This is a genomic window from Enterococcus sp. DIV0755b (genome assembly GCF_051713765.1).
GTDB lineage: Bacteria > Bacillota > Bacilli > Lactobacillales > Enterococcaceae > Enterococcus_C > Enterococcus_C canintestini.
The window spans coordinates 2,389,216-2,413,886 of record NZ_JBIOQN010000001.1; the positions used below are offsets into that span (position 1 = coordinate 2,389,216).

General features: G+C 33.2%; 25 protein-coding genes. 4 read left to right on the plus strand and 21 right to left on the minus strand.

Annotation, left to right across the window (positions count from 1 at the left end; genetic code table 11):
- Window positions 1–185: 185 nt before the first annotated feature.
- From IGI65_RS11455 to IGI65_RS11480, 6 genes are all read right to left on the minus strand, one after another.
- Window positions 186–2,396 (minus strand): Cna B-type domain-containing protein, encoded by a 2,211-nt coding sequence (locus IGI65_RS11455; protein WP_438774193.1) that lies wholly within the window; start codon window positions 2,394–2,396, stop codon window positions 186–188.
- Window positions 2,397–2,522: 126 nt separating this feature from the next.
- The gene (locus IGI65_RS11460) at window positions 2,523–3,536 is read right to left on the minus strand and encodes a DUF916 and DUF3324 domain-containing protein (protein WP_412257937.1); all 1,014 of its coding nucleotides are present in this window, start codon (window positions 3,534–3,536) and stop codon (window positions 2,523–2,525) included.
- A 147-nt stretch (window positions 3,537–3,683) separates the two neighbouring features.
- Window positions 3,684–4,337 carry a hypothetical protein gene (locus IGI65_RS11465; protein ID WP_412257940.1) on the minus strand — a complete coding sequence of 218 codons (654 nt, stop codon included), beginning with the start codon at window positions 4,335–4,337 and terminating at the stop codon, window positions 3,684–3,686.
- 72 nt (window positions 4,338–4,409) lie between these two features.
- On the minus strand, window positions 4,410–4,958 hold the full coding sequence (locus tag IGI65_RS11470) for a WxL domain-containing protein (protein WP_412257943.1): 549 nt from the start codon (window positions 4,956–4,958) through the stop codon (window positions 4,410–4,412).
- Window positions 4,945–5,253, minus strand: a complete 309-nt coding sequence (locus IGI65_RS11475; RefSeq protein ID WP_412257946.1) for an LPXTG cell wall anchor domain-containing protein — start codon at window positions 5,251–5,253, stop codon at window positions 4,945–4,947. Before IGI65_RS11475 ends, IGI65_RS11470 begins: the two co-directional genes overlap by 14 nt.
- A gap of 15 nt (window positions 5,254–5,268) precedes the next feature.
- Window positions 5,269–7,989, minus strand: coding sequence for a lectin-like domain-containing protein (locus IGI65_RS11480; protein WP_412257948.1), 2,721 nt, complete (start codon window positions 7,987–7,989; stop codon window positions 5,269–5,271).
- A 200-nt stretch (window positions 7,990–8,189) separates the two neighbouring features.
- Here IGI65_RS11480 and IGI65_RS11485 point away from each other — a divergent pair, with 200 nt between their 5' ends.
- Together IGI65_RS11485 and IGI65_RS11490 are read left to right on the plus strand one after the other, a co-directional pair.
- Complete coding sequence (locus IGI65_RS11485) at window positions 8,190–9,686, plus strand: helix-turn-helix domain-containing protein (protein WP_412257950.1); 1,497 nt, start codon at window positions 8,190–8,192, stop codon at window positions 9,684–9,686.
- Window positions 9,674–11,029 carry an FAD-dependent oxidoreductase gene (locus tag IGI65_RS11490; RefSeq protein WP_412257951.1) on the plus strand — a complete coding sequence of 452 codons (1,356 nt, stop codon included), beginning with the start codon at window positions 9,674–9,676 and terminating at the stop codon, window positions 11,027–11,029. The genes IGI65_RS11485 and IGI65_RS11490 overlap by 13 nt, the downstream gene beginning before the upstream one ends.
- A 104-nt stretch (window positions 11,030–11,133) precedes the next feature.
- On the opposite strand, the gene IGI65_RS11495 is transcribed toward IGI65_RS11490, so the two are convergent.
- From IGI65_RS11495 to IGI65_RS11505, 3 genes are all read right to left on the minus strand, one after another.
- A complete protein-coding gene (locus IGI65_RS11495; RefSeq protein WP_412258093.1) occupies window positions 11,134–11,772 on the minus strand; it encodes a YcjF family protein in 639 nt (212 codons plus the stop codon).
- Between the two features lie 226 nt (window positions 11,773–11,998).
- Window positions 11,999–12,676, minus strand: a complete 678-nt coding sequence (locus IGI65_RS11500; protein WP_412257953.1) for an SDR family oxidoreductase — start codon at window positions 12,674–12,676, stop codon at window positions 11,999–12,001.
- Window positions 12,677–12,778: 102 nt separating this feature from the next.
- Window positions 12,779–13,339 (minus strand): TetR/AcrR family transcriptional regulator C-terminal domain-containing protein, encoded by a 561-nt coding sequence (locus IGI65_RS11505; RefSeq protein WP_412257956.1) that lies wholly within the window; start codon window positions 13,337–13,339, stop codon window positions 12,779–12,781.
- Between the two features lie 157 nt (window positions 13,340–13,496).
- Here IGI65_RS11505 and IGI65_RS11510 point away from each other — a divergent pair, with 157 nt between their 5' ends.
- Window positions 13,497–14,432, plus strand: coding sequence for an alpha/beta hydrolase (locus IGI65_RS11510; RefSeq protein ID WP_071865043.1), 936 nt, complete (start codon window positions 13,497–13,499; stop codon window positions 14,430–14,432).
- Between the two features lie 438 nt (window positions 14,433–14,870).
- Here IGI65_RS11510 and IGI65_RS11515 read toward each other — a convergent pair whose 3' ends face one another.
- The 5 genes from IGI65_RS11515 to IGI65_RS11535 all read right to left on the minus strand — a co-directional run bounded on the left by IGI65_RS11515 (window position 14,871) and on the right by IGI65_RS11535 (window position 19,531).
- Entirely contained in the window at window positions 14,871–16,073 is a 1,203-nt protein-coding gene (locus tag IGI65_RS11515) for an AlbA family DNA-binding domain-containing protein (protein ID WP_412257959.1), read from the minus strand.
- A 58-nt stretch (window positions 16,074–16,131) separates the two neighbouring features.
- On the minus strand, window positions 16,132–17,049 hold the full coding sequence (locus IGI65_RS11520) for a BsuBI/PstI family type II restriction endonuclease (RefSeq protein WP_412257961.1): 918 nt from the start codon (window positions 17,047–17,049) through the stop codon (window positions 16,132–16,134).
- Complete coding sequence (locus IGI65_RS11525; RefSeq protein WP_412257962.1) at window positions 17,042–18,550, minus strand: Eco57I restriction-modification methylase domain-containing protein; 1,509 nt, start codon at window positions 18,548–18,550, stop codon at window positions 17,042–17,044. Before IGI65_RS11525 ends, IGI65_RS11520 begins: the two co-directional genes overlap by 8 nt.
- Before the next feature lie 220 nt (window positions 18,551–18,770).
- The gene (locus tag IGI65_RS11530; protein WP_412257964.1) at window positions 18,771–19,250 is read right to left on the minus strand and encodes a DUF3841 domain-containing protein; all 480 of its coding nucleotides are present in this window, start codon (window positions 19,248–19,250) and stop codon (window positions 18,771–18,773) included.
- A 35-nt stretch (window positions 19,251–19,285) separates the two neighbouring features.
- Window positions 19,286–19,531 carry a helix-turn-helix domain-containing protein gene (locus tag IGI65_RS11535; protein ID WP_412257967.1) on the minus strand — a complete coding sequence of 82 codons (246 nt, stop codon included), beginning with the start codon at window positions 19,529–19,531 and terminating at the stop codon, window positions 19,286–19,288.
- Between the two features lie 104 nt (window positions 19,532–19,635).
- Between IGI65_RS11535 and IGI65_RS11540 the strand changes: the two genes are divergently transcribed.
- Window positions 19,636–20,409, plus strand: coding sequence for a hypothetical protein (locus IGI65_RS11540; RefSeq protein WP_412257969.1), 774 nt, complete (start codon window positions 19,636–19,638; stop codon window positions 20,407–20,409).
- A 224-nt stretch (window positions 20,410–20,633) separates the two neighbouring features.
- Here IGI65_RS11540 and IGI65_RS11545 read toward each other — a convergent pair whose 3' ends face one another.
- The 7 genes from IGI65_RS11545 to IGI65_RS11575 all read right to left on the minus strand — a co-directional run bounded on the left by IGI65_RS11545 (window position 20,634) and on the right by IGI65_RS11575 (window position 24,658).
- Window positions 20,634–20,882: a type II toxin-antitoxin system Phd/YefM family antitoxin gene (locus IGI65_RS11545; protein WP_412277880.1), complete on the minus strand. Its 249-nt coding sequence runs from the start codon at window positions 20,880–20,882 to the stop codon at window positions 20,634–20,636.
- 97 nt (window positions 20,883–20,979) lie between these two features.
- Window positions 20,980–21,294: a hypothetical protein gene (locus IGI65_RS11550; RefSeq protein WP_412257973.1), complete on the minus strand. Its 315-nt coding sequence runs from the start codon at window positions 21,292–21,294 to the stop codon at window positions 20,980–20,982.
- 145 nt (window positions 21,295–21,439) lie between these two features.
- A complete protein-coding gene (locus tag IGI65_RS11555; RefSeq protein ID WP_412257976.1) occupies window positions 21,440–21,916 on the minus strand; it encodes a hypothetical protein in 477 nt (158 codons plus the stop codon).
- The gene (locus IGI65_RS11560) at window positions 21,909–22,253 is read right to left on the minus strand and encodes a hypothetical protein (protein ID WP_412257979.1); all 345 of its coding nucleotides are present in this window, start codon (window positions 22,251–22,253) and stop codon (window positions 21,909–21,911) included. Before IGI65_RS11560 ends, IGI65_RS11555 begins: the two co-directional genes overlap by 8 nt.
- A gap of 217 nt (window positions 22,254–22,470) precedes the next feature.
- Window positions 22,471–23,862, minus strand: coding sequence for a relaxase/mobilization nuclease domain-containing protein (locus IGI65_RS11565; RefSeq protein WP_412257982.1), 1,392 nt, complete (start codon window positions 23,860–23,862; stop codon window positions 22,471–22,473).
- On the minus strand, window positions 23,847–24,458 hold the full coding sequence (locus IGI65_RS11570) for a plasmid mobilization protein (protein ID WP_412257983.1): 612 nt from the start codon (window positions 24,456–24,458) through the stop codon (window positions 23,847–23,849). Before IGI65_RS11570 ends, IGI65_RS11565 begins: the two co-directional genes overlap by 16 nt.
- Window positions 24,455–24,658, minus strand: coding sequence for a hypothetical protein (locus IGI65_RS11575; protein WP_412257984.1), 204 nt, complete (start codon window positions 24,656–24,658; stop codon window positions 24,455–24,457). Before IGI65_RS11575 ends, IGI65_RS11570 begins: the two co-directional genes overlap by 4 nt.
- Between the last annotated feature and the right edge of the window lie 13 nt (window positions 24,659–24,671).

Below are 24,671 nucleotides of genomic sequence, written 5' to 3' on the forward strand. Positions count from 1 at the left end.
GATAAAATTCTTTAACCTATTTTTTATTCAGTCCCATTCTTTTTTCGATGCTTTAACCACAGCAAAATAACCAAAAATAACGAAGCCAATAAAATTCCAATCACAATATATAAAAGAGTATGCCTTCTTTATATATCTTTTATCGCAGAATATGATAGTTAGTCTAGAACCTACTTAAGCTAGTTCTAAACTCTCTTTCTTTTATAAAAAAAACAAACAGATAAAAGTATCAGGATAATACCGCCCACCACAAGCCCAAACGAACTTTTTTCTCCAGTTTTAGGATATGATTTTCCATTTGTCGGTTTAATTTTGTTACCCTCTAAATTATTTGTTTCAAGAGGTGTCGATGAAGAAACCGTGCCGGTATTTTCTGAACTTGGTGATGTTATAGATGGCTTTTCATTTTTATTCAGTGTATTAATAAAATTAAAACCATCTTGTTCACAAGTATAGTTCTTAACTGAAACTTCTTTCACTGAATACACATATTCTTTCCCATCTTTATTATATTTAGGAAGATCTGTAAAAGAATACTTCCAACTGTTTACTGCACCTATTTTTGTAGAATCAATCTTTTGGTTGTCTCTATATAGATTTATTGTTATATTTTTAGGACGTAATTTGTTAGCATCATTATCATCAATCCATGTTTTTGTTCCAGATATTCTCGTTGACTGTGTATTATACATAGTCATATTAACTTGAGTCTCTTGATTACTAGTCACAGTAAATTTATTCGGAGTAGTATCCAAAACATAACCCTCAGGCGCTTTAGTTTCTACAAATGAATATTCTCCGGGTGAGAGTAAACCTGAATTTACTTTCCCATCAGCATCTGTTGCAAGATTATCAGCAACTATACTTCCTTCATTATCTATAATTTTAAATATAGCACCAGCTAATGGTTTAGCTGATTTGCTATCTAATTTTTGCAAAACAGCTGACCCTGATATAATAGTTACCGAATCATTACTATATATTGTCGAACCAGCGTAGACATAGCTAGCTTTGTTTATAATCTTATCCCCAATCTGAGCTGAACTATTTGTATAATTAACTTTAAGCTGAATTTCTCTACTTTCTCCTTGAGGTATATCACTCAACAGCGTATAACTTACCGTGTTTGTACTTTTGTCATAGACCGCATCACTAAAATTGTTATTCGATAATGTAGAGTCAAAGGAAACATAATCTGGCAATGGATCGGATACTACTGTTCCAGCCTTAAGATTACCCGTATTATTTCTTAAAGTTAGTGTATACACTAGACTTGCACTATTTGTTGCCAATAAATCTTGATTTACCTGTTTTTTTAAGCTAGTTGCGGATGGTGATAAGTCCTGCATAATCAAAGGAACCTTACTACTATAAAGCTCTACTGTCTCATTCATTAATGTAGCTTGATTATACTGTGTACCAAAATTTTCTACCGTGTATCCTTCGTTTACAACTGCTCCATAGGTAATTGCATAAGACTCATTTGCTTCAACTTTTCCTAAATGTAAAGAAAATCCTCTACTATCTGCTTGGATATTGTTAGAAAAGTTATCGGTTACTAGTTGTGGATTAGTAGGATTACCCTTGTCATCCACGGTTACTTTATAAACGTATAAGTGGCCTACACGTTCTGTATTGCCTGGTGCACCATTAAATAACGGATAAGTATCCGCTAAACTTAATCCTTCAGGTAGAGTATCAGATATTGTAACGTTCTCATAAGTTTGATGGTTGTAGTTAAATACAATCACAAAATTATTCAATTGAGAGTTACTTGGTGACATGACATATTTTGTAACACCATTATCGTTAATTGAACCCGAGCCACTGTACTTTAAAAAAGCCGGATTTCCTTTAGTTGAAGGTAGGATTTTAGAACTATCTCTATCCGTGCTTACGACCTTGTTAGAAATTTTTAGATCTGAGGTAAAAGCAACATTATCAGCTACGGCTGTATTATCTGTAAAATATGGCGCTCTAAATTCTATCGTGAAGCTATATCCTACTGCCTCATTTTGATTTATTTTAGTTGCATCATAATTGACACTTAAAATATAATTTCCAATTCCGTCCTCCCTATAAGCTAGATCATTTAAATAAAAGGGGTCTGTAAGTCTAATCATGGAAGATAACTGTATGGGATCGTCCACTATTTCTTTAGGAATTTTCACCTCTATCTGACCGTTCTCACTTAATTTTCCAGCAGAGGCTGAAAGTGTTACATCAATGTCAACTAGCCCTTGAGAGTTTATTTTTTCAGGAGAATGAATAGTTACTCCTGGATCATCTCCTTGAGCTTTTGTTGCAGCTACTACATTCACGCTACTAATCTGATTGAAAGCCATCAATATGACCACAAAGACCATAGCAAGCTTTTTTAACCTCGATAAGTTCATCTTCTTTCCTCCTATATGAATATATAGACTATCTAAAATTTCATCACTTATGAAAACCGCTTCTGCTATAGAGTTATTATTGGTTGTTCATCCTGCAACGAGAAGTAAAATTCTTTAACCTATTTTTCATTCAGTCCCATTCTTTTTTCGATGCTTTAACCACAGCAAAATAACCACAAATAACAAAGCCAATAAAATTCCAATCACAATATATAAAAGAGTATTGTCTTTTTTTACAACGAAGACTTGATTATTTACCACTTCAGCCTGCTTTTTGCTGATAGTAAAGTCACTTTTGAAATCCCACCGGTGGTTTTTTTCATCTTGAAAAGTTAACTCAAGCCGATATTTTCCCGCTTTAAGCGGTTTAGTTGTGCCTTGCTGTCCGTTATAAAAAGCCAAATCAAAAGTAGAGGCAGGCGCTATACTGCCTTTTTCAATGACACGGGTAATAACGGGCTCTTTTTTTTCTGCTTTATAAATATTGCCTTGCATTTTGACTGCGGTAAGATTAATCGGTTGACTATTCTTAAGTGTCACTTTTATGCCAGCATTATTATGAATGACATCTGGTTTAATACTTTCTAACGTTAACTTTGGTGTAATTACTTTGTCTGTTTCACTTAACATTACCCCGACAATATAATCATAATCGGTCGTAATACCATTAATTTTAGTTTTTTTGGCATTTGAATCTTTTTTTATTTGAATCCCGCCTAGTAAAATTCCATCAAATTTTTCTTTTGGTACTTTTAACGTTAGGCTAACGATGCCAGCTTTTTGAGCTGGAATCGTTACTTTTTTGGGATAATTAAAACAATCAGACAGTTGCTTTTCACTAGTTGTTTGTGTTTTATTTTTTTGGCTATAATCAATAACTAAATTACTATTTGTTTTGGCATCGTTTACGCTAATTTGAAAGGTTTGTTCAGTTTTGGCAAAATTATTAATTTGCAATTGAATTTTCTGCTCTGTTTTCGGTTGGACTTTTAAATCAAAAAATGTATTTCCCCTGTCGATTTGGTTAGTCGGTAAAATCGGTTCAACACTGTAATCAACATTATTTGTTTCTGCTGCATAGCCTTTTATTGGTAAAAAAAACGTCACAAAAAGTAAACAAATCAATAACTTGCTCTTCACTTTTATTCCTCCATTATGTAGAGACTGTGACAAAAACTTGTCACAGTCTCAGATTGCAAATAACCGCCATTTTTAAAGCTAAATACTAATGCTGTAAAACATTAATTTTCAATACCAGTACGCTAAAAAGTTAATAGAAAAGTTCTTTTACAATGCATTGATTGCAGAATAGCTAATTGTACCTTCGTATTTTTGAATACTTAAATTATTGTTAGCAATTGTTAAGACAGGACTGTTTAATTGGTCTAAATATGATTTTGTTCCAACAGGCGCTGTCGCAGCTTCTGATAAAACAGTGCCACTTTCACCTAAGACTTCTACATCTCCAATTTTTAAAGATGTACCAATTGCGTCTAATTGAGTTGCTGTTGCATCAATCCGCCAAGCTGATGCTGCCACTGCTTGATCCCACTTGTCTTTTGCTGCATCAATTTGTTCTTGTGTTACTTTGTCACTAGGGGTTACAGTTTCAATTTGACTTTTTGCAGTATCGATGGAAGCTTGCGTTGGACGTGTATCAGTGATATTAAAGTCACCTACATAAGTACCAGTAAATGTTTGGTTTTCTGCTGCTACACTATCTAATGCATGTTGTCCGAAGTCAATATCTGGAACTTCATTCAACTTAAATGTACCTGGATCAGAAGGTAAGTTTGTATCTGGGTCGATGGTATAATCTGTAATTTCTAATGTTGTGATCCCATCTCCTGAGTTAAGTTCTTGTTCTGCCGCTAGTGCAGCTGGTGTTGTACTACCTAAAATAATTCCACTTAAAAATAATGTCCCTAGTAGTTTTTTCATTGTTACTTCCTCCAATTTTTTATTTTAAATTTTTATATTTTAACAATTTAATATGAAAATTGTTATTCCCGACTATACAGCATTGACAAAACGCCAATTATTTACTGCTTCATATTTCCCTGCTTTGTTATTTTTACCAAAGTAAAGTGAAATATCCTCTTTTTTGATCCGATAAGTTAACCAACCACGATCAGAAGTTGCCTGAGATTCTAGAATTCCTTGATATTTTGCATCATCTAATGACTGACTCAACTCTTTTTTCGTAACTTCTGCTGTATTTTCACCAGTTAAAATACCTTCTTTTAAATTAAAACGGACATCCGTTAAAATTTCTTCTTTACTTTTTAAAGGGGCAAATTTCACTTCCAGACGCCACTTTTGTGTCTTTTTTCTAGCATCTAATAATTTAATAATCAAATCTTCCTTAGGATGGATTGTTTGATTGGATTGGGCGAGTGAATGTGAACCAAAATCTAAATCACTAATGTAATAAATACGGGGTAAAACTTCATCTAACGGCGTAATTTCTAAACTCGTTTGTCCAACAGATGCGTGAGTAATGCCACTGTTAAAAAAGATTAAAAACAAGAGACTGAAAAAAATTAAACTAATTTTCTTCATCTAGTTGCCTCCTTTTTTTAAAAAAAGTAATCAACACGAGTAATACAACAGTTGTACCTAAAAAAGAATAGCCCATTGTTTTTAACTCACCTGTTTGTGGATAGTTCCCGTGTTTACTACCTGGATCACTTATTTGGTCATCTGCTGAATTTCCTTTATACAATTCAATCACACTACTATTTTGATCGTGATCAGACACAGTAGCAGCTCTGACAGAAGGAGCATAGCCACTTAGGCAGAAAAAGATGATACATGCGCAAAGAAATTTTTTTAATCGCTTATTATTTTTTTTCATCTTTTCAGTCCTCCTTTATGGTGCATCTACAATTGTCCACACTACATTTCCTGTGACTTTTTTTGCGTTAGTTTGATCGTTTAATTTCAACAGTAAACCTTGGTCTTTGGCATAAACCAATTCTTTATTAATTGGTAAAGACAAATCGTCCAGAGGTTGATCATCAAAGACAAATCGTTCTGTTTCTAAAGCGCCGTCAGTTGATGTTGCACTAAATTTCACTTTTACATTTTCGCTTTGATTTAACTGTCTTGTATCTCTAATCTTAATCCTCATCTCTTTTTGCCGTGGCATGCCAACATCTGTCTTACCTAAATCAGATTTCGCATATTGCCACTCATAATGATCGGTTAATTCTTCAAAACCAAAGTACCCTACCACTGTAAAAGAAACTTCTTTCGTCACAGCAGCATGAATACCATCACTAAGTGTAATTGTTAATATATTTTCCCCTGTTTTAAAAGCCGTCGTATCATTTAATAAGTCAATTTTTTCGTTTTCGTTAGCTTGAAAAGTTTGATTCAGGCTCGTTCCTTTTAACGGTTGCTTTTCTGCTACTAAAATGCCGTTAATTGCAACATCAAAGGTTAGATCATCATCATCTACATCTTGATAAGAAAAAGAGTACCCAAAGGAATCAACAAAATCAGAAAAAGTGTCTTTTTCTGTTTTTACTTGACTTAATACCGGTGGCTGATTACCTCTAAACCAAAAAGCTACTTGATTACTTAAAAAATCGCTGGAAGTATCGTTCCCAATCTCGGTTGTCAATACTTGACTTGAAAAATAGGATTTACTTGCTTCAATATGTTGTAATGGCTTGGCGGTATAAGACAGATAGACATCATGTCCTGGTTGAACGACTAAATCAGAAAAAGTAACCTCAATTTCACCCGTTTGCTCATTAACAACAGCTTCTCCGCTATAGGTTTTCCCATCCATTTGGGCGCAAACATTGGTTAAATCTTGTGTTAAATCAATATCATTGCCACTAATTGTTGACTTCCAAGCTGTGATATCTAAGCCCGCTTCTCCTTCTTCTACAGAAAAGTGCGTACGAAAAGTAAGCTCGTCTTTATCAGAGGCACTAGGTAATTCAGGACTAAATTGATCATGTTCATCCACATCAACAATTGATTCTTCATTGACTAATACATCATTTTCAATTTGTGTACTCAAATTAACCGGCACTTGAGTAAAGACAAATTTGACTGTCCCTTGCGCTGAGCCATTAGAACCAGTAAAGCCCCAATAAGCCTTCATATTATTATCAGACAACGCCAATTCTGAACTTAAATCATCCCATGGAATCGTAACAACCTCCGTTTTATTATCTGTCAGCGGATTTTTCAGATAATAAGAAAAAGTTTGTGTTGTCACATCAAAATCGTAACGAAATTCATACCAAGTACCATCACGAATATTATCCCCTACTACTCCGTTCAAAGTTTGCGATCCTTGATGTCGCACAATTGCCTTATCCCCTACAGCCCAAACATTTTCACCTAGAAGACTGGCAGACTTATAACCTTTTTTTAAATCGCCAGGAAATGTATACGCCATATGCGGGGTAGTTGGGTTATCTCTATCAAAAATGTGCGCACCACTGTTATTAGTGTATAAGTCAAATTCTATTGCTACAGAATTTTGAACTGCCTTTTCATTGGGCTTATTTCCAAAAAGTAGTGTCATTTGGTTGTTACCATAAACTCCTAAGTTTTGACCATCATCTGACGTATTTGCGCCTGTTAGCGCATTGGCATTATCATTTTGCATAACAAAAGCCAACCCATCAGCATCCGTTCCTTCACCGAAGTTAATATATGTGCGCCCATGAAAACTATCGGAAAAGTCCATTTTATATTGATCATTAGACCAGATAGAAAGCCAATTCTTTTTACCAGAAAGTGTAATTTCAGAATAAGGCATACCATTATTAACATCCGGGTCATGAATTGTATTAACACCGCTACTAGCCTTACTACCACTACCTGCTTCATTAATATCACCAAAAATGCCATCTAATAAAATCGCTCCTTTTGGCACTTCAGGATTACCTGTTAATCCGTCTCGGACTGCTTTTTTACTACGAGATTGTCCGTTTTCAGCAGGTTTAGACTCTTTTATTTGTGACAAAGAACTTGTTTGTGTGGTTTCAGTCATACTTGTAGTCGTATTTTCAGTTTCTTTAGCTACGCTACTTTCATTTATCATTTCCTCACTAGTAGTCGAAGAATGTGTATCTTCACTTTCTTTGGTCATCTCTTCATCAGTGAATTGATCTGTAGATAAAAAGGCATGTAATTCTCCCAAATGTTCTTTATTTTCGTTTGCATTGACGGCAACCACGATATTTTTTGCTTCTCCTACTTCAAAAAGCCACGTAGCATCTTCATTTGGTAGCTCATAATAACCCGCATCATTTTTTTCAATTGATAATTGTTTTGTTTGGTTTTGCAAAACTACATTTTTTTTCATACCATCGTATGTAATTTCTAATTGAAAAGAAGTATCATCTTGGGTCTTATTGTGAACATTAAGCTGTAAGAGCGTACCATTTTTTTCAGCCGTATCAGTAGACAAAGTAAAATCAGCAGACTTGGTTTTTAATTGTGATGTGTCAGAATCATTGATAGATATGGCACTTACAGTAACAGCACCAACACTAATAAAAAATGACATGACAAAAAAAGTTACGACTATCAAAGAAATAAACCTTTTTTTGTGTTTGTGCATGTTTATAAACATCCCCCTTTCACTTATCATTTCCACACCTTCATGATAAAAGAAATATAGTGGATTATTTATCAACTATTCACAAAAAAATTAAAATACGTGATAAAAAATTGTTATAATAAAGCTTTATAATAATACAAATAAAATGAAACAAGTACAAAGATAGATAATATGTACTTGAGAAACGGGGATTAACGATAATGGATTTTAGAGATTTCTTTGATAAAAAAACAAAAGTACAATTTTCTATCCTGTTATTCTTAATCGAGAAAGGAGGCTCTGTAAAAAAAGAAGAAATAAAAGAACAATTGAATATTTCTACATTCATTTTGGAACGGTCTTATGAAGAATTAAATGATTTGATGACACAACTACGCTTGAATATGCATATTCACTATTACAAAAAAACAAGTAGTTACAAAATAAACGATTATCATCAACAAGATCTCGAGACCTTATATTATGAATTCATAAGAGGGTCTCTTTTTTATAAACTTATTTGGTATCTATATAACAACACAACCTATACTGTTCCTATTCTATGCCAAGAATTGGCTATTAGTGAAGCGACCGTTTATCGTAATATCAACCACGCGAATAAGCTATTAGCTGAATTTAAGCTTGTAATCAAAAATGGCAAAATTCACGGTGATGATCTGCAATGGTGTCATTTTTACTTTCAATTTTTTTGGAATTCGATGTCTCAAACAGAAATTGAACAATTTGTTTGCGATCAAGATATTCTACGATTTACCGATTTGTTAGAAAAGCGAATTGATATCCATTTAACACCGATTACGCGCTTAAGAATTTCTCTTTGGTGTCAAACCTTAAAAGTCAGTAGTTCCCGGAATAAAACCTTATCGAAAACTGCTTTCCAGCTTTTAAACTCATTTCGTTTAGATCCGGTCTTTCAACTTGTAAAAGAAACTTACTTTATCTCTTTAAGCTATTCGGCCGTCTTTGGTTCTGATTATAGTGCTGCCTATATTTACCTATTTTTACTCTCTTCATTTCCTTACGCGATGCACGTTCGTTACGAACTAAGTGCAGATGGCTGGCCGACTTATTTAGCTGATGTTGTCGACTTAAATGAACTTGTTTTGGAACAAATCGATTTGGCTTTATCACTTGAAACAAAAAGTAATCAAATGTTTAACGATTTTTATTCTCGCTTTCTTTTATCACAAACACATTCCAAATTACTCTATCTCAAAGGGAAAATTATCGATTACAATAATGAAACTTTTTTTAAACATCTACGCCATAAATTGGTTAAAACTTCGGAGCAGTCACTAATTGATCGCTTAATTCAAACAACCGAAAAAGTGATAGGACAAAACTTTGATTACTATGACAAACTCTATTTATCCTGGGTTTATTCCTATGTAATTATGCACATTTTAGAACACAAACGTCCGATTTCAATTGGCGTACATCTAAGTAAAACGCCGTTATTATCCATGATTTACATTGACCAACTACAACGGACGTATAAACAATTTGAAAATATTTCAATTGATATAGCCGATGAATCAAAGCATTACGATATTTTAATCGCAGATACCGATGCCTGCCAATATAGCTTTTCATTTGATCACTTTTTTTATACAAATCAAATAGATCAAATTAATTTACTACCAATCCAAGAAATTTTACATGCTGATACAAGAAAGGAAATACCATGCGAATTATAATAATCGGCGGCTCCCACGCAGGCACATCTGCTGCGGGCTATTTAAAACAACTAAAACCAACAGATGAAGTTATTCTTATAAATGAAAATAATAAATTAGGGTTCATACCCAGTAGTATAAATTTCATTTTTGAAGGCTCTATGTCAGATGAAACTATTCATACAAAAGATTTTACTAAAAAAGAAACACTTGAAGAGCTAGGGATTAGTGTCTTACTTGATTGCCAAGTAACTACTATTTTGCCGGCTGAAAAGAAGATTTTATATTCTACTTCTAACAAAATAGAACACCTATCATATGATTATTTAATATTGGCGATGGGATCTGCTAAATTTCATTTGCCTGAAACAAATAAAACTGCTGAAGATTTGAAACTACTAACATATAAATCCCCTAGTGAAACAGCCTCTGCTTATGATAAACTAGCGAACAGTCAAAATATTGCCATTATCGGGGCAGGATTAATTGGTTTAGAATTAGCAAGCAGTTTGGCCCTGTTGCAAAATAAAGAAATTACTATTTTTGAGCAGATGAGTCGTCCTTTATTTCGCTATTTTGACGAAGAAATCACACAAATATTATTAGAACACAAACCCGACTGTTTAACTTTTGTCTTCAATAAGACTTTTTATCAGTCGAAAAAAAAAGGCAAAGGGATAAAACTATCTTTTTTTGACAATACAACAAAAACTAGTGATGTAGCAGTTCTGGCAATTAATCCTAAACCAAATATTGCTATTGTTCCTTCTACTGTAGCAGTAGATTTTGACAAAACGATTAATACCAACGCTTATATGCAAACGACAGATCCATATATTTATGCGATTGGTGATTTAGTAAAAGTTCCTTTTAGTTCAGCAATCAATAAAGCATATATCCCACTAATTTCAATCGCAAGAAAAACTGCCCTTATTGCCGCAAGCCATATAGCAGGTATTCCAAATATAGCAATTAAGCCGATGGAACGTACTATTGCTACAAAAATTTTTGACTATTATTTAGGTAGTACTGGTATCACCGCCACAGAAGCTGCCCTACAAGACTTTACTATTCATACCGTGACTAAAAATTTTCAACACTATTCTGATTTACCTGAATATGCGAATTTTACCTTGACCATCAAAATTATCTTTGATAAAAAAAGCCATTTACTTTTAGGCGCACAATTAATCACAAACTTTCGTGAAGTTTTAGAATTGATTAACTTTTTTGCCCAAGCAGTGGCAGACCAAAGAAAGCTGGAAGAATTGCTTTTTCATGAACAATTTTATGTGCCAAAACTTTCAGCAGACTGCGACTTTGTCACAGAAACTATCTTAGTGGCACTGCAATCAATTCGCTAATTCATGCATTATAGCTAAAAAATCCTGCCCCCAAAAGTTAGACTAAAAATCTAACTTTTGGGGGCAGGTACATAATCTATTCATCTATATCTTTTTAAATCGTATTATTTTTTACTAGCAGACTGTAATGCCTTAAATAAGGTATTAAATTGACCTTTAAACGACATCACCTGCTCAAACATATCTTCGCCGTCATATAACATCTTAACCGTTACCCAGCCCAAAGATTCCGTAACCGCCATGGCTACCACCGCATTAACTGCACCACCACTAATTGTTCCGGCCACTGGAATAAATTTCAAAACATTTCCCACTGCACTTCGACCAAAACTAACAACGACTAATTCTTTGGTGATGCTTTTGGCGATACCTTCAGACCAAGAGCGACCAAAAAGTTTATATAAGCGGGCCATCATCACTAATTGGACAGGAACAAGTAAAATAGCATCAGAAAATGGAATGGGCGATAATCCAATAATGGCGGCACTCAATGAAGCCATATGAATAATTTGGTGCGCCTTTTTGCGAGTAGGCAAATCAACATCTTTTAAAAAATCAGCAAACACCTTATCAAATCGCTCACGCGTATCTGCTAATAACACTTCTGCTTTTTTCTTAGTGCTGGAAAAAGTTTTTGAAATAATCTTTGCCGCAGGAGCGGGGAGCCGTTTTAAGACATCACCAAAAAAAGATTGAAAGGCCGCATCATCGACATCATCTACGTCCACTTTATTTTCTACCATGACTACTTCTTTATTATCTGTTAACTTATCCTTATTTTTACGACGCTTCGTAAATTTCACGCTTACCCCTCCATTAGTTCATCTACAACTACTCATAAGCAATTGATTGTATCGTCACTAATTTCAAAATATACTTTTTATCTATCAAAGACAACTGTTATGATTTTTACTTAAAGATTTAAAAATAAAACCCTGCTTTATTTTCTTTTCATTATGAATTTAAAATTTATTTGTAAGACTCTAACGCAGTGTTAATTGGTGTCTCGCCTGTAATAATTTCAAATTCTTTACCAATCGTATTGGGATTTTCTAAGACTGCCAAAATCACAGTAGCGACATCTTCTCGTGAAATAAACGCTTTTTCAAGTTCTTTAGTTAAACTATCCGCTAAAGTAATTTTTCCAGTCCCCTTCTCATCTGTTAAAGAGCCAGGATGAATAATGGTCCAATCAAGATCAGTCCGATTTTTTAGCCATTCATCCGCATAATTTTTAGCGATTGTATATGGAGCTAAACTAGAATTGGCTTTTATTTCACGACTAATTTCTTTGCGACCAGTTTTAAATGTACTTACCATCACAAACCGCTTAACTTCTGCTTGTTGGGCAGCAGTCATTATCTTTATCGCTCCGTCTAAATCGACCATAATTGTTTTATCCAATCCCTTACCACCAGCACCAGCACTAAAAACGACTGCATCCACATCTTTCATTGCTGCAGAAAATTCTTCAATTGAGTTATTGATAATATCTAACAAAACTGTTTCAATCTTCCGATCTTTAAAAAATGCAAGCTGCTCCTCACTGCGAATAACTGCTTTTTCTGCAATTGTAGGGTGTTCTTTAACTTGATCTGCAAAGTGTCGTGCTACTTTCCCGTTGGCACCTACGACTAAAACTTTCATATTACCCCTTCTTCCTAATTTTTTGCGTATTTATAATTTTTTGACAATTACTTTTGAAAAAATATTTTTAAGCTGCTAAGATTGAGCCATCACAATTTTCAGCTAGAGCGTTAAATTTTGTTTGACGATAATACTTAATTGTTTGGCTACATCTTGTTTTTTATGTCGGTAATCTTTCGTAATATACTCCTCAATAATCCCCGTAATTGCATAACTCAAAAATTGTAATTTAAATTCCAGATTAATCGCTGATCCAACTAATTTTTCTTTTTTACGCAATTGCTCTCCCACAAAAACTAAAAACTGCTTGCGAAAGGAATTAGCCGCCTTACTTTGAAATAAACGCGCAAAAAGTGAAAAGTTCTCATCTAAAAAGGTAAACCACTCCAAAGTGGAGGCTTCAAAGCCTAAGCGCTTCATTTTATTCTGATCACAACGTAGACCTAATTGCACTAAATATTCTGCGATAATCTGATCCATTAAATCGTATTTATCATAATAATGAAGATAAAAAGTTTTGCGTCCAATATCAGCTTGTTCTGTGATCATCGCAATTGAGATAGCATCAATTTCATTTTTCATAATTAAGTCAGTAAAAGCAGCTTTGATTGCCTTCTTTGTTTTCAAAATCCGACGATCAACTTTTTTTCCCTCTAGTTGCATTATTTATCCTTCTTTCTTAAATAATACCCAATTTATGAAAAAGTGGGTATTATTTTACATTCTACCTTTAAGTGGTAGTTGCCTACTGCTCATCTCGAGAGTTATTATACATGTGTGTCATAAACAACACAAGGGAATTAATAAAGGAGGAAATAGGATGGTAGATAAAAAAACTGTAACATTTAAAGGACGTCATTTTAATCTTGTTGGCGATATTTTTGTACCAAATAATTTTGATGCCCACAAAAAATATCCTGCACTTGTCGTTTCTCATCCCACCAGTAGCGTAGGTGAGCAAACATCAGGCTTATATGCCGAAAGATTAGCACAAAATGGTTTTGTCACAATCGCTTTTGATGCTTCTTATCAAGGCCGTAGTGAAGGTGATCCTCGTAATACAGAAGATCCTTTTGTACGGACTGAAGATATTAGTTCAGCAATTGATTACCTCGTTACACTTAATTATGTCGATGAAAATCGAATTGGCGCAGTAGGAATTTGTGCAGGCGGTGGTTACACGATTAATGCTGCAAAAACAGAACGCCGCATTAAAGCTGTCGCAGGTGTCGCTCCGGCTAATATTGGCGCAACATTCCGTGGTGCTTTTGGTCCAGAAGATAATTTGTTAGCCATGCTAGATAAAATTGGGCAACAACGCACTGCAGAAGCTCGTGGCGCAGATGTCTTAGAAGTAAATTGGATTCCCAATTCACCAAAAGAATTAAAAGAATCTGGGATGACAGATATTGATTTTGTAGAAGCTGTCGACTACTACCGCACAGACAGAGGTTACAATTCACTTGCAACAAACTTGGTACCATTTACAAACTATGCAGCTATTCTTGGTTTTGATACTAATATTTTATTGGAAAAATTCTTAACCCAACCCCTTCAGATTATCGTTGGAGATAAAGTTGGTGGCTTTGCTTCTTACCGCAATGGCTTTGAAGTCTATACCAGAGCAGCATCAAAGGAAAAAGATATTCTAGTTTTACCTAATATCAGTCACTATGACTTATACGATCAACCAAAAGCGGTCGATCCCGCAGTCGAAAAATTAACTGCCTTTTTTGAAAAATATTTAACGGTTTAATTTTACAGGTTACTAATATAGTAGAGAATAAATTTCAGTTGCAAAAAATAGTTAACTCATTTTTATGTCACAGTAAAATATTTGATCTATTAACTCAGAGCATGTTTCAATTATGCTCTGAGTTTTTTTATGCGTGTACAGCTAAGGTAATCTGCATGGGTTCTGATGAAAAGATAAATCAGTCAAAAAAAGAAACCTTGCTTCGCAAGGTTTCTAGAGATTTAATACTATTCTTCTTCTTCAGCCATGAAGTTAAGTCCATTAAATATAATTGAAGATAGTTGGTATTTCAACGATTTTTGAATAGAGATAATCGCTTTATTGATAATAAATCACCTTGATTGGTTTTCTAATCGTATTCAAAAACGTATTCAAGTTGCGTGGCGTGCTTTTGTTAGGAGATTGTTCAGATAACAAGCTTTCAGCATTTCCGAGAAGCTAAGTATTTTTTCGCATTTTTTCTAATTTTCTCATTATCGCCTTAGCAATTCTATTTTGAATCAATGAGCTGCGACCATACTCAGCATTTAAACTTTGAAGTGCCAAAACCTCTTCTTCTGATGGATGGATTATTGAATCTAGCTCTAACTCAATATCCTCTAACTTGGTTTCCAAATAAAATCTACTCTCAATATTTTCCTTTTCTTCGACATTTTTGTACATAACAACATTTTTTAAAATGTTATTTGCAGAATAATGACTCTCATAAAATTCCTCACCCATGATATTGTCCCAAGCTGTGGCAAATAGCTTCATAAATTTAATTTCAAAAGAATCTTCAATGAGATAGTTATATGCGGTTTCTTTATCGTATCCTAATTTACCATGCTTTGGAGAGACTGTTACACCTCGGAATCTATCAAAATAAAAAAGCGGACCTATTCCAAAAATTTGATGATTTCCATACATAAATTCTACAAATCTGTATTCTTTGATTACCCACTCATTAGGGAACGTGCTTGATTCAACTAACCAAGAATAATTGTCACCTGAATGGATTTTACGCTCCTCTTCCTCATCTGGAACTATTAAAATATAAAAATTAGGATCGTAGTTATAAAGTAGCTTCTGTTCATGGTCAATATAAGTCCAATCGTTTACTTGCTCGATTAAATACTTGTATCGATCGTAAATCGTTGTATCTAACCTCAGTCTTTTTTTATAGAGCCCTTCTACGATTTTGTCATTAGCAGAGTGATTACTGGGTGTATTAGTATCACCTATCCTTGCAAATATTTGTCCTGCATTAACCCGTCTCCCCCCTCGGAGGTAAGGTTCTAGTAAAAATATGGGTGTTTCTTTCGTATCAAAAATTGTCAAAACATCAATTTCTTTATCCTCAATAAAAAAAGTTTCTACAAGCACTGTTGGAATTTCACTCGAAAACTTCATATTAAGTAGCATGTCCACTAACATTTGAGTATTTTTTCTCTTCGAATCACTCTTGACTCCGATAATTTCTTTAGTCTTATCCTCCACGCCAAAAATAAGAAAGCAGTCATCATTATGTGCCGTATTCGTAAAAGAAAGTATATCTCTAAGCAACTCTCCGTTTTCGTTATGCCATTTTTGTTTATAATCAAATCTATCGTTTTCTACCTTTTTAGATTCAATCAAATTTCTCAATTTTTGTTCATCCATAAAAATGTTCCTCGAAATTTCCTTTGAAAAAAATCAGATTTTTTTATCTGGGCCCTATTTATCTAGGCCCTAAAAATCTATCACCATTTAAATGGATCATATGATTTGGCATTTCTTCTATCCAAACTTCCGTATCCCACGCTAATTCGTTAGAGAATCTTTTATATGTCTTAAAATCTAAAAACGCTGTTACATAGATATTTCCTGAATTAACATTTTTTGTCATTTCTTCAATTTCTAACTTTCTTTTCGGACTTACCGGTCCCACAGAAGTCACAGCTTCAATAAAGAATAACCAATTTTTTTCAGAAGAATATAAAACAACATCAGGCATTTTGTCATGTACAATAACGCTAAAGCCTAAATTCCCAAGTCGCTCTCTATCTAGAACCATTGCCTTATCAGTGGTATCCCCAACGTATATAACCTCCGAATTTGGGGCAAATCTGGGAGCAAATTCTTCAATAATAGCTTTTTGTAATTGATTATGGTTTCCCGGAGAAAAAGTCAAACTTTCACCATTGATAGTAACTGGCATTTTTTTCATTCTTTTCTTCGAAGCATAAATTGAGATCAAGGATTCATGTGTACTCATAAAATCAGCTAGTTCAAGCTCCCAAGAATCAGAGTTATAGCTTCTAATCAACTCCAAAAACTCATTTGTAATCCGATAACGATAATTTGGGGAGTTCGTGGCTTTGCCATTATCTTCGATTAGAGCAGCATTTCTAAAATGGTGTAAGGCTTGTTTTCTAAACGTTTCTCGACTATTTTCTGCATAAGTTCGTTCATAATTTATATTAACAAATTGAATTATATCATGTATTCTAATCCATTCATTTTGAGCATCTTTCCACGTTTGCCCCTCGGTCAACGTTGTCATAGCTAGTAACGTAAGTGCTACTATATCTGCTTGTTGTTTGATTGGCATTCCTACCGCTTTTAATATGTCTTTAGATTCTTCGATTTTAGGCATAACTCTGCTCCTTATAAAGTATTTCATTTAGTAAAATATCACAGACAGTAGTTGATAAGTCATTCATATTAATTAATTTTTCCCCTAAAAATTCGATATCTTCCATATCAGGGACTGGAATCTGATTAATTTCAGTTGCATTTACTTGAGTTGAACCATTCATTATTCTGTAATATTCATCATATAAAGAAGAATTGAATAGACAAAATAATCCGTATACTGCATTTCGAGATAATACTCCTCCATCCTGTCTTTCAATAAAGTTTAGTTTGTTATCAGTAGAAATATGAGTTACATCTAAATCTTCCTCTAAGTATATTCCTACCTGTAATCTTCTCCTCTCTTCTTTACTTGTAAGTCGCTTCAGTAGTAGGTAGTCTTTATTTTTTTGAATCAATCCACTTTTATCCGGCTTTAAATACTGCTCTTTATCCGCTTCACTAGGAAAAACAATTCTACCTCGGCTTATATTTGATGAATATAGTAGAGGAATAGTTCCTTTTTCCGGTATTTTTCTTAACAGAGCCCTATTCCTAAAATCTACAGTTAATCCTGTTTTTACTTTTAGCCCTAATGTCGGCAATATATATTTAAACGAATCCACGTCTTTCAATACCTTTATTTGAAACTCATCTACAGGTAAAAATATATAATTGTTTTCACCGTGTACAACAATACTGTATGGAGCTAATATTCTTTTTAAGTTCTTAAACTCAGTATTCTCAGAGCTAGTTATATTCACGTTCACTGGTTCAGCTTCTTTTTTGACAAATCTAATGATCATAGTTTCCTGAAGAACTTTTTCTCCTTTGAAGACATCTTTTCTACTCACAAAAAGATGAATGTTTTCAATAACTCCCTCAGAAAAAAAATACTCTCTAAATTTCTTAAAATAAGCACCCGAAGTCCATGACCTTGGAACAATAAAAACTAATTCGCCATTTTTCTTTAGGTTAAATATCGCTAAAGTCATGAAAAGGAAATAAAGATTTGGCGCGCCTGAAATAACTTTCTCCATACCAACGGTTTCTGCTTCATTTCGTAAAATCTTCTTATACGGAGGATTGCTTATAACATAATCAAAACTACTGAAACTATCAGAATATCCCATGGAGAATTCTAAAGACTGCATTGTGATATAATTTTCCTCAATAATTTTTATATTAACTTTAAGTTTAGTTTTCTCTATCATAATTTGAGCATTTTCTTTTAAAACTTCAAGCACTTCTATATTATTTTCAACAAGCGTTAAATCAATCTCCTCGATAGAAGAATGAATCTCTGCTTCTTCTATCAATGCCGCAGAAAGAATCCCGGATCCTGCTCCAGGGTCTAAAACACTTATCTTCTTAGGTGACTTAGATAATTCGAATAACCCAGCCATAAAGCTTGCTGTAGATTTATCTGTAAAAAATTGCCCAATTTTTTTTCTCTCACTTCTATTTTTTGTGCTCAAAAATTTTTGAGTGTTTTCAGCCACACTTGATAATAATTGTCCCATATAATACCGCCTCTTTTAAATAAATCATCTGCTTTAGAAACAAATAATATCACACCAAACAAGGATAAAATAGTTAGAGATTTATTCATACTTCTAAAAAAGCAACGCAAGAGTATACACTATTGTTACACACCTTATTTACCATTATACCAGTATTTATCCGTGATACATAAGGGTGTAACATTGAGACTTCTCACCGAAAGACTACAAGTAGTCACCATTATTTACGAGTAACTCTCTTTATCCAATCCTTGTGTAACCTTGTTGTTACCCCTTGTATATCACCATACCTCGGACGTTTCGGAATATCAAAAATACGCTCAAATTCCTGATCTTCATCTGTCTCCCACTCATGATTCAATGGCTCATGCCACTCTACAAACCTTGACCATAAAATATTCGTTCTATAAAAATCAATAGGGATTTCAAAACAATAAAAGTTGTATTTGCTGAAATCTGTAAATTTATCTTTACGAGCATACTTTAAATGACAGGTATCTCGCCACAACCAAATGAAATCTCGATCCAAAGGCAGTGAAATTCGTTTGCTATATTCTTTTTTCATCCATTTGAGTGCTCCTAGAGCATTTGGATTGTCAGTAAAAATGGATAGTTCAGACTCAATACGTCTTGGAATAATAAACCCTTCATTATCAACATGATCTAAAAAATCAATTGCTTGGATAGTATATACTTTCATTCCTCACCCATCCTTCTGCCAGTGACTACATGTAGTCACTGTAGTAATTCTTCATAGGATACCTGCAGAATCTTCTTAATAGCTCTTAACTGATCTAACTTAATATGTTGTCTACCGCCTTCAATTTTCACTAATGTTTCTCTTGTCATAGCTATTTTACTAAGCTGTAATTCTCTAACAAGTTCTGTTTGACCAATCCCTTTTTCTAATCGAATTCGTCTTATATTACTTCCGATTATATTCTCTTTATCAATAATCTTTTCTTCTTTCAAGAATAGCACACCTTTTGGACTAAAATTAGTCCTTTTTCTTGTTAATTTTAAAGATTAGGTATGCTAGAATGGGACTCGTAATAGTCCACATCTAATTTCAAGGAGGAATTTTTTTGAAGAGATTTATAGTCATTCTAACTAGCACTGTATTTTTATTAGGTATTAGCGGTTGTACCACTTCTGAAACAAGCTCTGTCAACACAGAAAGCAATACAACAATATCTGAAAAGAATTATCCTGTACGCTTTTTACCGGTTCCAGATGGATTTAACGCTTACTATCATGACAAGAAACTAGATATTTCTTTATCTGAAACTGATTCTATTGAAAATATTTTGCCAATTGAAATACAAAAAAATCAAGAGGATATCCTACTAAAAGCAGACCTGCCATTACTAAACAGTACAGAAATTGACTGGCATGACAATATTAAGACAAATATAAAAAAAGGAACATTAGCACAACTTTACACTAAAAAAGTTGAACAATTTTTTGAAGCTGGTTCCAATAAAGACTTCTCAAAAATAACCGATTATTCAGATAACTTCTTTAATGAAACACAAGATGAAATTACAAACTCGACTTTTATGGCTGAAGATATGTATAATATGACATTGAAAAAAATAAAGGCTTATGATCAACCATTAAATCTGACACTAAATAATGGATTGCTCTCTTTCGTATTAGCAGGTTACGTTGACTATAAATATTCACCAGATTATTTGGAGACACCTCTTCAACATGATAACAATGATATTAATTTCAGATTTGTTTACGATTCAAAAAATAAAACATGGTTACTTGATCAATTAAGTACTATAAACACAAGTTTCCATGAACTGCCTACTCCTGAAAATGAAGCTGATTTGATTATTAAAACATTCTAAAAAGAAGCGTTGAAGGAGAAATATTCCTTTCAACGCTCTTTTTTATATGCTTAGAAACATAGATAAATTGTGTATTTTTTTCTAATCCCTAGTATTTTTCACAAAAAATACCTTTTTTCGACACTAGCTTTTCTCTACTACTATTGTACACAGTTTTTATATTATTGAAAAATTACTCATTATTTAGTATCACTTCACATCGATTTTATCAATTGTCCTTCATACTAAACTACTTTAAAATCATCTTCCTTCTCGTTTTTCATTAAATCAGATACATAAGCCCATGTACCCGTTCGTTGTAAATAAAGTTCTTCTTGTAGTAGCTCCCATTTTCTCTTAGAAATCATAATGACGCCATCGTTCAATCCATTTCTAGAATCCCTAGTAATTTCTATTTCAGAATTGGAATGAACTACTTCTTGCAACACTTTACCTATATTCTTTTTGAAATTTGTTGGAGTAATAGTATCCAAAATGAACACCTCTCTTCTCTATACCTCTATTATGAATCGCCCATAAAATAAAGCAAGCGTTGAGGAATAATTCTTTCAACGCTTGCTTATTAAGGTTTCATTTTGTAGTTTGATTCAAACGAATAATTTGATTTTTAAACTCTTGAAAAACTTCTTGCGGTTGATAATACTCTATATCCGTTTCAAATGTTTCTGCGAATAATTCTTTGAATTTTTCTACTAAAATGATGATATTTCCCTCTTCTTCTCGACTATTTTTTATTATTTCTGCTTCTAATTCAAATAAATCTAGTGAAGAACCGAACTCGTAAGTCCTGTCATATTGAACAAAAAAATCCAAAAAACTCTTATCAAATTCTTCTTTATTTATTACTAATGTTTTAATAGGAACAAATTTATTTTCATCAACCATTCTTCCAATTTCCCCACTTTCATTTTCAAAAGTCGCTAAACTACTATTATTTTCTTCGTATTCAATCAGCCATAGATAGCCAATAAATCATCTATTTCACCTGATTGACAGGTATAAAGCTTAATAACATATGCCAAAATAAAACTTACAAAGTAAAAGGTAATCTCACAAAATAACCATTTGCTCGACGTATTACAATCTGATAATCTCGCACTTCACTTGGTAATTCATAATAATAATGAACTGTTTCTTCTTTGCCACTTTCAACATATTCTGGATTATCTAGTATCATAGCATACTCGTAAAGTTCCTCACCATCTTTATTTTCAATCAACCACTGTTGCGGACGTATTGGATTTCCAGTCTCATTTTTCAGTGCATAGGTTACTTGTAATACACGATCATGTTGTGAAAACTCATTTCTTTTTCCAGTTAGTTCAATATTTTTAAATGTTAGTTCAACGCCGTCTGCTTGATAAGTTTCTCCTATTATTAAATCTTTTTTTATAAGTTGCAACGGTTTTTCTTCTGGAAAATATCTTGCTTTAATTGTTAAATAACTTCCGAAGAGAAACATTCCTACTAGAAATAAAAGAGTTCCTTTTGCCAACATCCTAAACATATTTTTTCTCCCTCAATGAAATAGTTTCTAACATTTTGTCAATTTTATTTAGTTTCTCAATTATTTGTTTTATATCATTTTCAGATTCTTCTTTTGTAGCGAGAAAGGCTTCTAAAATAAAAATTTTCTCTTCTGCTTTTCTTAGTTTCTTTTCTAAGTGCTGATAATCTTTATCAATATATTCTGATTCTTCTTTAACAAGTATTTTTAAATTTGAAACAATTACACGAAACATATTTGCCTTTGAACCAAACACACCTTTATTTTTTTTATAAAAACTGTTGAATATTTCTTTTGTTTCTTCTGAAGCAGAAACTCTAAAATATGGATCACTCATATTTCTATTCTCTACCTTTCTTTTTTATTCAGGGAGTCTGTAGGGAGCTTGCTCCCTCAGAGATTTTCACCATCTAACTTGCCAGAAAGTAGCCTAGCGTAAGCAAAGGCGGATTGACTGGCAAGTAGATGGGTAGCTGGCGTATGTCCTGAAAACCGTCTCTTTCCAAGAGACGGTTTTATCGATAGAAAACTGGAAAGACCAATGATAAGTCCATTCAGAATTCCATTTCAAAATTTTGTTGCCTTTTTTGTTGGTTTTCAATCATTTGTTGTGTGAATTCAAAATCCTTTTTCGCACGGTACATTTTTACATCGTCATTTATTATACGACTAATTTGATAATGAAGATGCTTAGCTGAAGGTGTGTGGGAACAATTTTTAAAACCTTCTGCCGGTAGAAATAGTTCTTTTTGATCTGTCTTTTTAATAGCAATTTTTTTATTGTTAGTACTACGTAAATTTCGAGGATTCACATCAGTATGGAGTTTAATTGTATATTCTTGGTCATCTTCTAAAAATGTTGTGCTATCATAATGCTTGTCTACTTCTCGCAAGAAATCATCATATTTAATGAATTTTTTATCACCATTATGATTGCTAAACTGCTTTTGTGCAATGGAATCCAATTCAACAAACGGTACATTTAACTCCCCAGTTTTATAATCGACCCCACTAGCTAATGACATGATTTGTTCCGTATCTAACTCAACAAGATTATTCTGATGTGTTTCTTCTAAATTATTTTCAAGTCGTTCATAAACAGATTCAAATGAATATCTTTTCCCTAACTTTCTCGCACTAAAAGTACGTTCAACATACTGACTTTTTTCTTTCCGTGTTTGTTTATCTCTACCCAAATTTATGAGCTCATCTCTACGCTTATAAAAATCTACATCATCTTTGTAAAGAACATAGCCAAGCTTGTTATTTGTTTTTGAAAATTGATAAACTTCGATATTATATTCCTTCGCTAAGTAATCCGAAAAATGTTCAAAAGAATTGACCTCTCGATTTTCCAACGTGGATTCAATCGCATTTTGCACAAATTCTTGATAATTAATTTTTCCACTTTTCAACTTACTCGGATCATTTGAATAGAGATTCGTTCTCTTTTCTAAATTTTCATAGTACTCATTGTCCACTGGATCGAGTCCATTTTTAATGAGCACCTCATCGTTAATTTTCCGAAATCGTTCTAAATCTTTAGGGTCAATACGCAATCTTTTACATGTCTCCATATCAATATTATTAATAACAAGATGGCTGTGAAAATGATCTTTATCATTGTGACTCGCAACAATTATTTGCGAATTCGGAAAAGCTTTTTCAGCAAACTCAATAGCTATTTCGTGCATTTTTTCAATACTTAATTCTTTAGAAATACTCTTATCAAATGAGTGAATGACATGCCAAGCCTGCGCTATATCTTTTGATTTATTCATCTTAGTTCTTAATCTATTCATTTGAGCCAACGCTTTTGTACTATCATCACTGCAATTTATTCCTGTTACAGCTACACATTTCTCTTTTTTTGAGGGCTTAGCTGCATATTGTAACAATGAGGATAAATTTTTCTTGCGCCCCTTTGACGTTATAGTAGCTCCCAAACACGATCAACTTCCTTTTCTATTTTGACAATAATCTGAATAGATTGAATTAAATTCCGATCAATTTTTTGTGAATACTCTTCTTTTGTATCTGGTCTATCTTGTTTTCCTATCCAATACTCAAAACAATTTTTTTCTATTTCAGATAGTTTAAGAAAAGAACTACTACTACGATTGGACTCTAAAAAAACATCATCTGGATGACTAATCATCAATTTTTTTGCAATGCTATTTGCAATTTCATCTTTAAAGATGTCATAACGAATGCTGCCAAAACTAAAACTTATACTCTTTTCTTTTTTGTATTCAGATTGTTCTTTAAAATATTTTGCAATGATATTTAATGCTTTGACAGCTTGATTCAAATTGTTGCCAATTTGATTTAACTGTTTGTTTAAAACTACTTTATCCTCTTCAGCAAATAATGGTGGCTCATATCTAAGTCCTCTTAGTCGTTCACGACAAACATCTGATCTAGAAATTCCTTTTTGCTTTGCAATCAATGTTAATTCAAGATACGTCTTTTTATCGACACGAAAATTTAAGGCTTCACTATGTTTGCGATTTTTTTCATACAATTTTTGCTTATCATTCATTGGTTACAACCCCTTTTTTCTGATAGAGGACATTTTTTTAGAATGCCCTCTATCGTACTTTTCAGCTTTAACTCCTCTTGAATCATGAATTCAATGTAATCCGTAACGGTTATTTTTTCATTTGTCACATTGCTAATTTCCCTATACAACTCGTCAAGCATTGAAAAATCATTCGTACTTATCTGTAGAATCAATTGCAATCCACTCCCCTCT

Bases quoted from the DNA above. Each gene is read 5' to 3' on its own strand.
- IGI65_RS11570 (WP_412257983.1), bottom strand. From the start codon at position 24,458: ATGAATGATAAGCAAAAATTGTATGAAAAAAATCGCAAACATAGTGAA.
- IGI65_RS11455 (WP_438774193.1), bottom strand. From the start codon at position 2,396: ATGAACTTATCGAGGTTAAAAAAGCTTGCTATGGTCTTTGTGGTCATA.
- IGI65_RS11470 (WP_412257943.1), bottom strand. From the start codon at position 4,958: ATGAAGAAAATTAGTTTAATTTTTTTCAGTCTCTTGTTTTTAATCTTT.
- IGI65_RS11490 (WP_412257951.1), top strand. From the start codon at position 9,674: ATGCGAATTATAATAATCGGCGGCTCCCACGCAGGCACATCTGCTGCG.
- IGI65_RS11530 (WP_412257964.1), bottom strand. From the start codon at position 19,250: ATGAAAGTATATACTATCCAAGCAATTGATTTTTTAGATCATGTTGAT.
- IGI65_RS11525 (WP_412257962.1), bottom strand. From the start codon at position 18,550: ATGGGACAATTATTATCAAGTGTGGCTGAAAACACTCAAAAATTTTTG.
- IGI65_RS11500 (WP_412257953.1), bottom strand. From the start codon at position 12,676: ATGAAAGTTTTAGTCGTAGGTGCCAACGGGAAAGTAGCACGACACTTT.
- IGI65_RS11495 (WP_412258093.1), bottom strand. From the start codon at position 11,772: ATGGTAGAAAATAAAGTGGACGTAGATGATGTCGATGATGCGGCCTTT.
- IGI65_RS11465 (WP_412257940.1), bottom strand. From the start codon at position 4,337: ATGAAAAAACTACTAGGGACATTATTTTTAAGTGGAATTATTTTAGGT.
- IGI65_RS11485 (WP_412257950.1), top strand. From the start codon at position 8,190: ATGGATTTTAGAGATTTCTTTGATAAAAAAACAAAAGTACAATTTTCT.
- IGI65_RS11515 (WP_412257959.1), bottom strand. From the start codon at position 16,073: ATGGATGAACAAAAATTGAGAAATTTGATTGAATCTAAAAAGGTAGAA.
- IGI65_RS11475 (WP_412257946.1), bottom strand. From the start codon at position 5,253: ATGAAAAAAAATAATAAGCGATTAAAAAAATTTCTTTGCGCATGTATC.
- IGI65_RS11550 (WP_412257973.1), bottom strand. From the start codon at position 21,294: ATGGTTGATGAAAATAAATTTGTTCCTATTAAAACATTAGTAATAAAT.
- IGI65_RS11560 (WP_412257979.1), bottom strand. From the start codon at position 22,253: ATGAGTGATCCATATTTTAGAGTTTCTGCTTCAGAAGAAACAAAAGAA.
- IGI65_RS11510 (WP_071865043.1), top strand. From the start codon at position 13,497: ATGGTAGATAAAAAAACTGTAACATTTAAAGGACGTCATTTTAATCTT.
- IGI65_RS11505 (WP_412257956.1), bottom strand. From the start codon at position 13,339: ATGCAACTAGAGGGAAAAAAAGTTGATCGTCGGATTTTGAAAACAAAG.
- IGI65_RS11480 (WP_412257948.1), bottom strand. From the start codon at position 7,989: ATGCACAAACACAAAAAAAGGTTTATTTCTTTGATAGTCGTAACTTTT.
- IGI65_RS11520 (WP_412257961.1), bottom strand. From the start codon at position 17,049: ATGCCTAAAATCGAAGAATCTAAAGACATATTAAAAGCGGTAGGAATG.
- IGI65_RS11555 (WP_412257976.1), bottom strand. From the start codon at position 21,916: ATGTTTAGGATGTTGGCAAAAGGAACTCTTTTATTTCTAGTAGGAATG.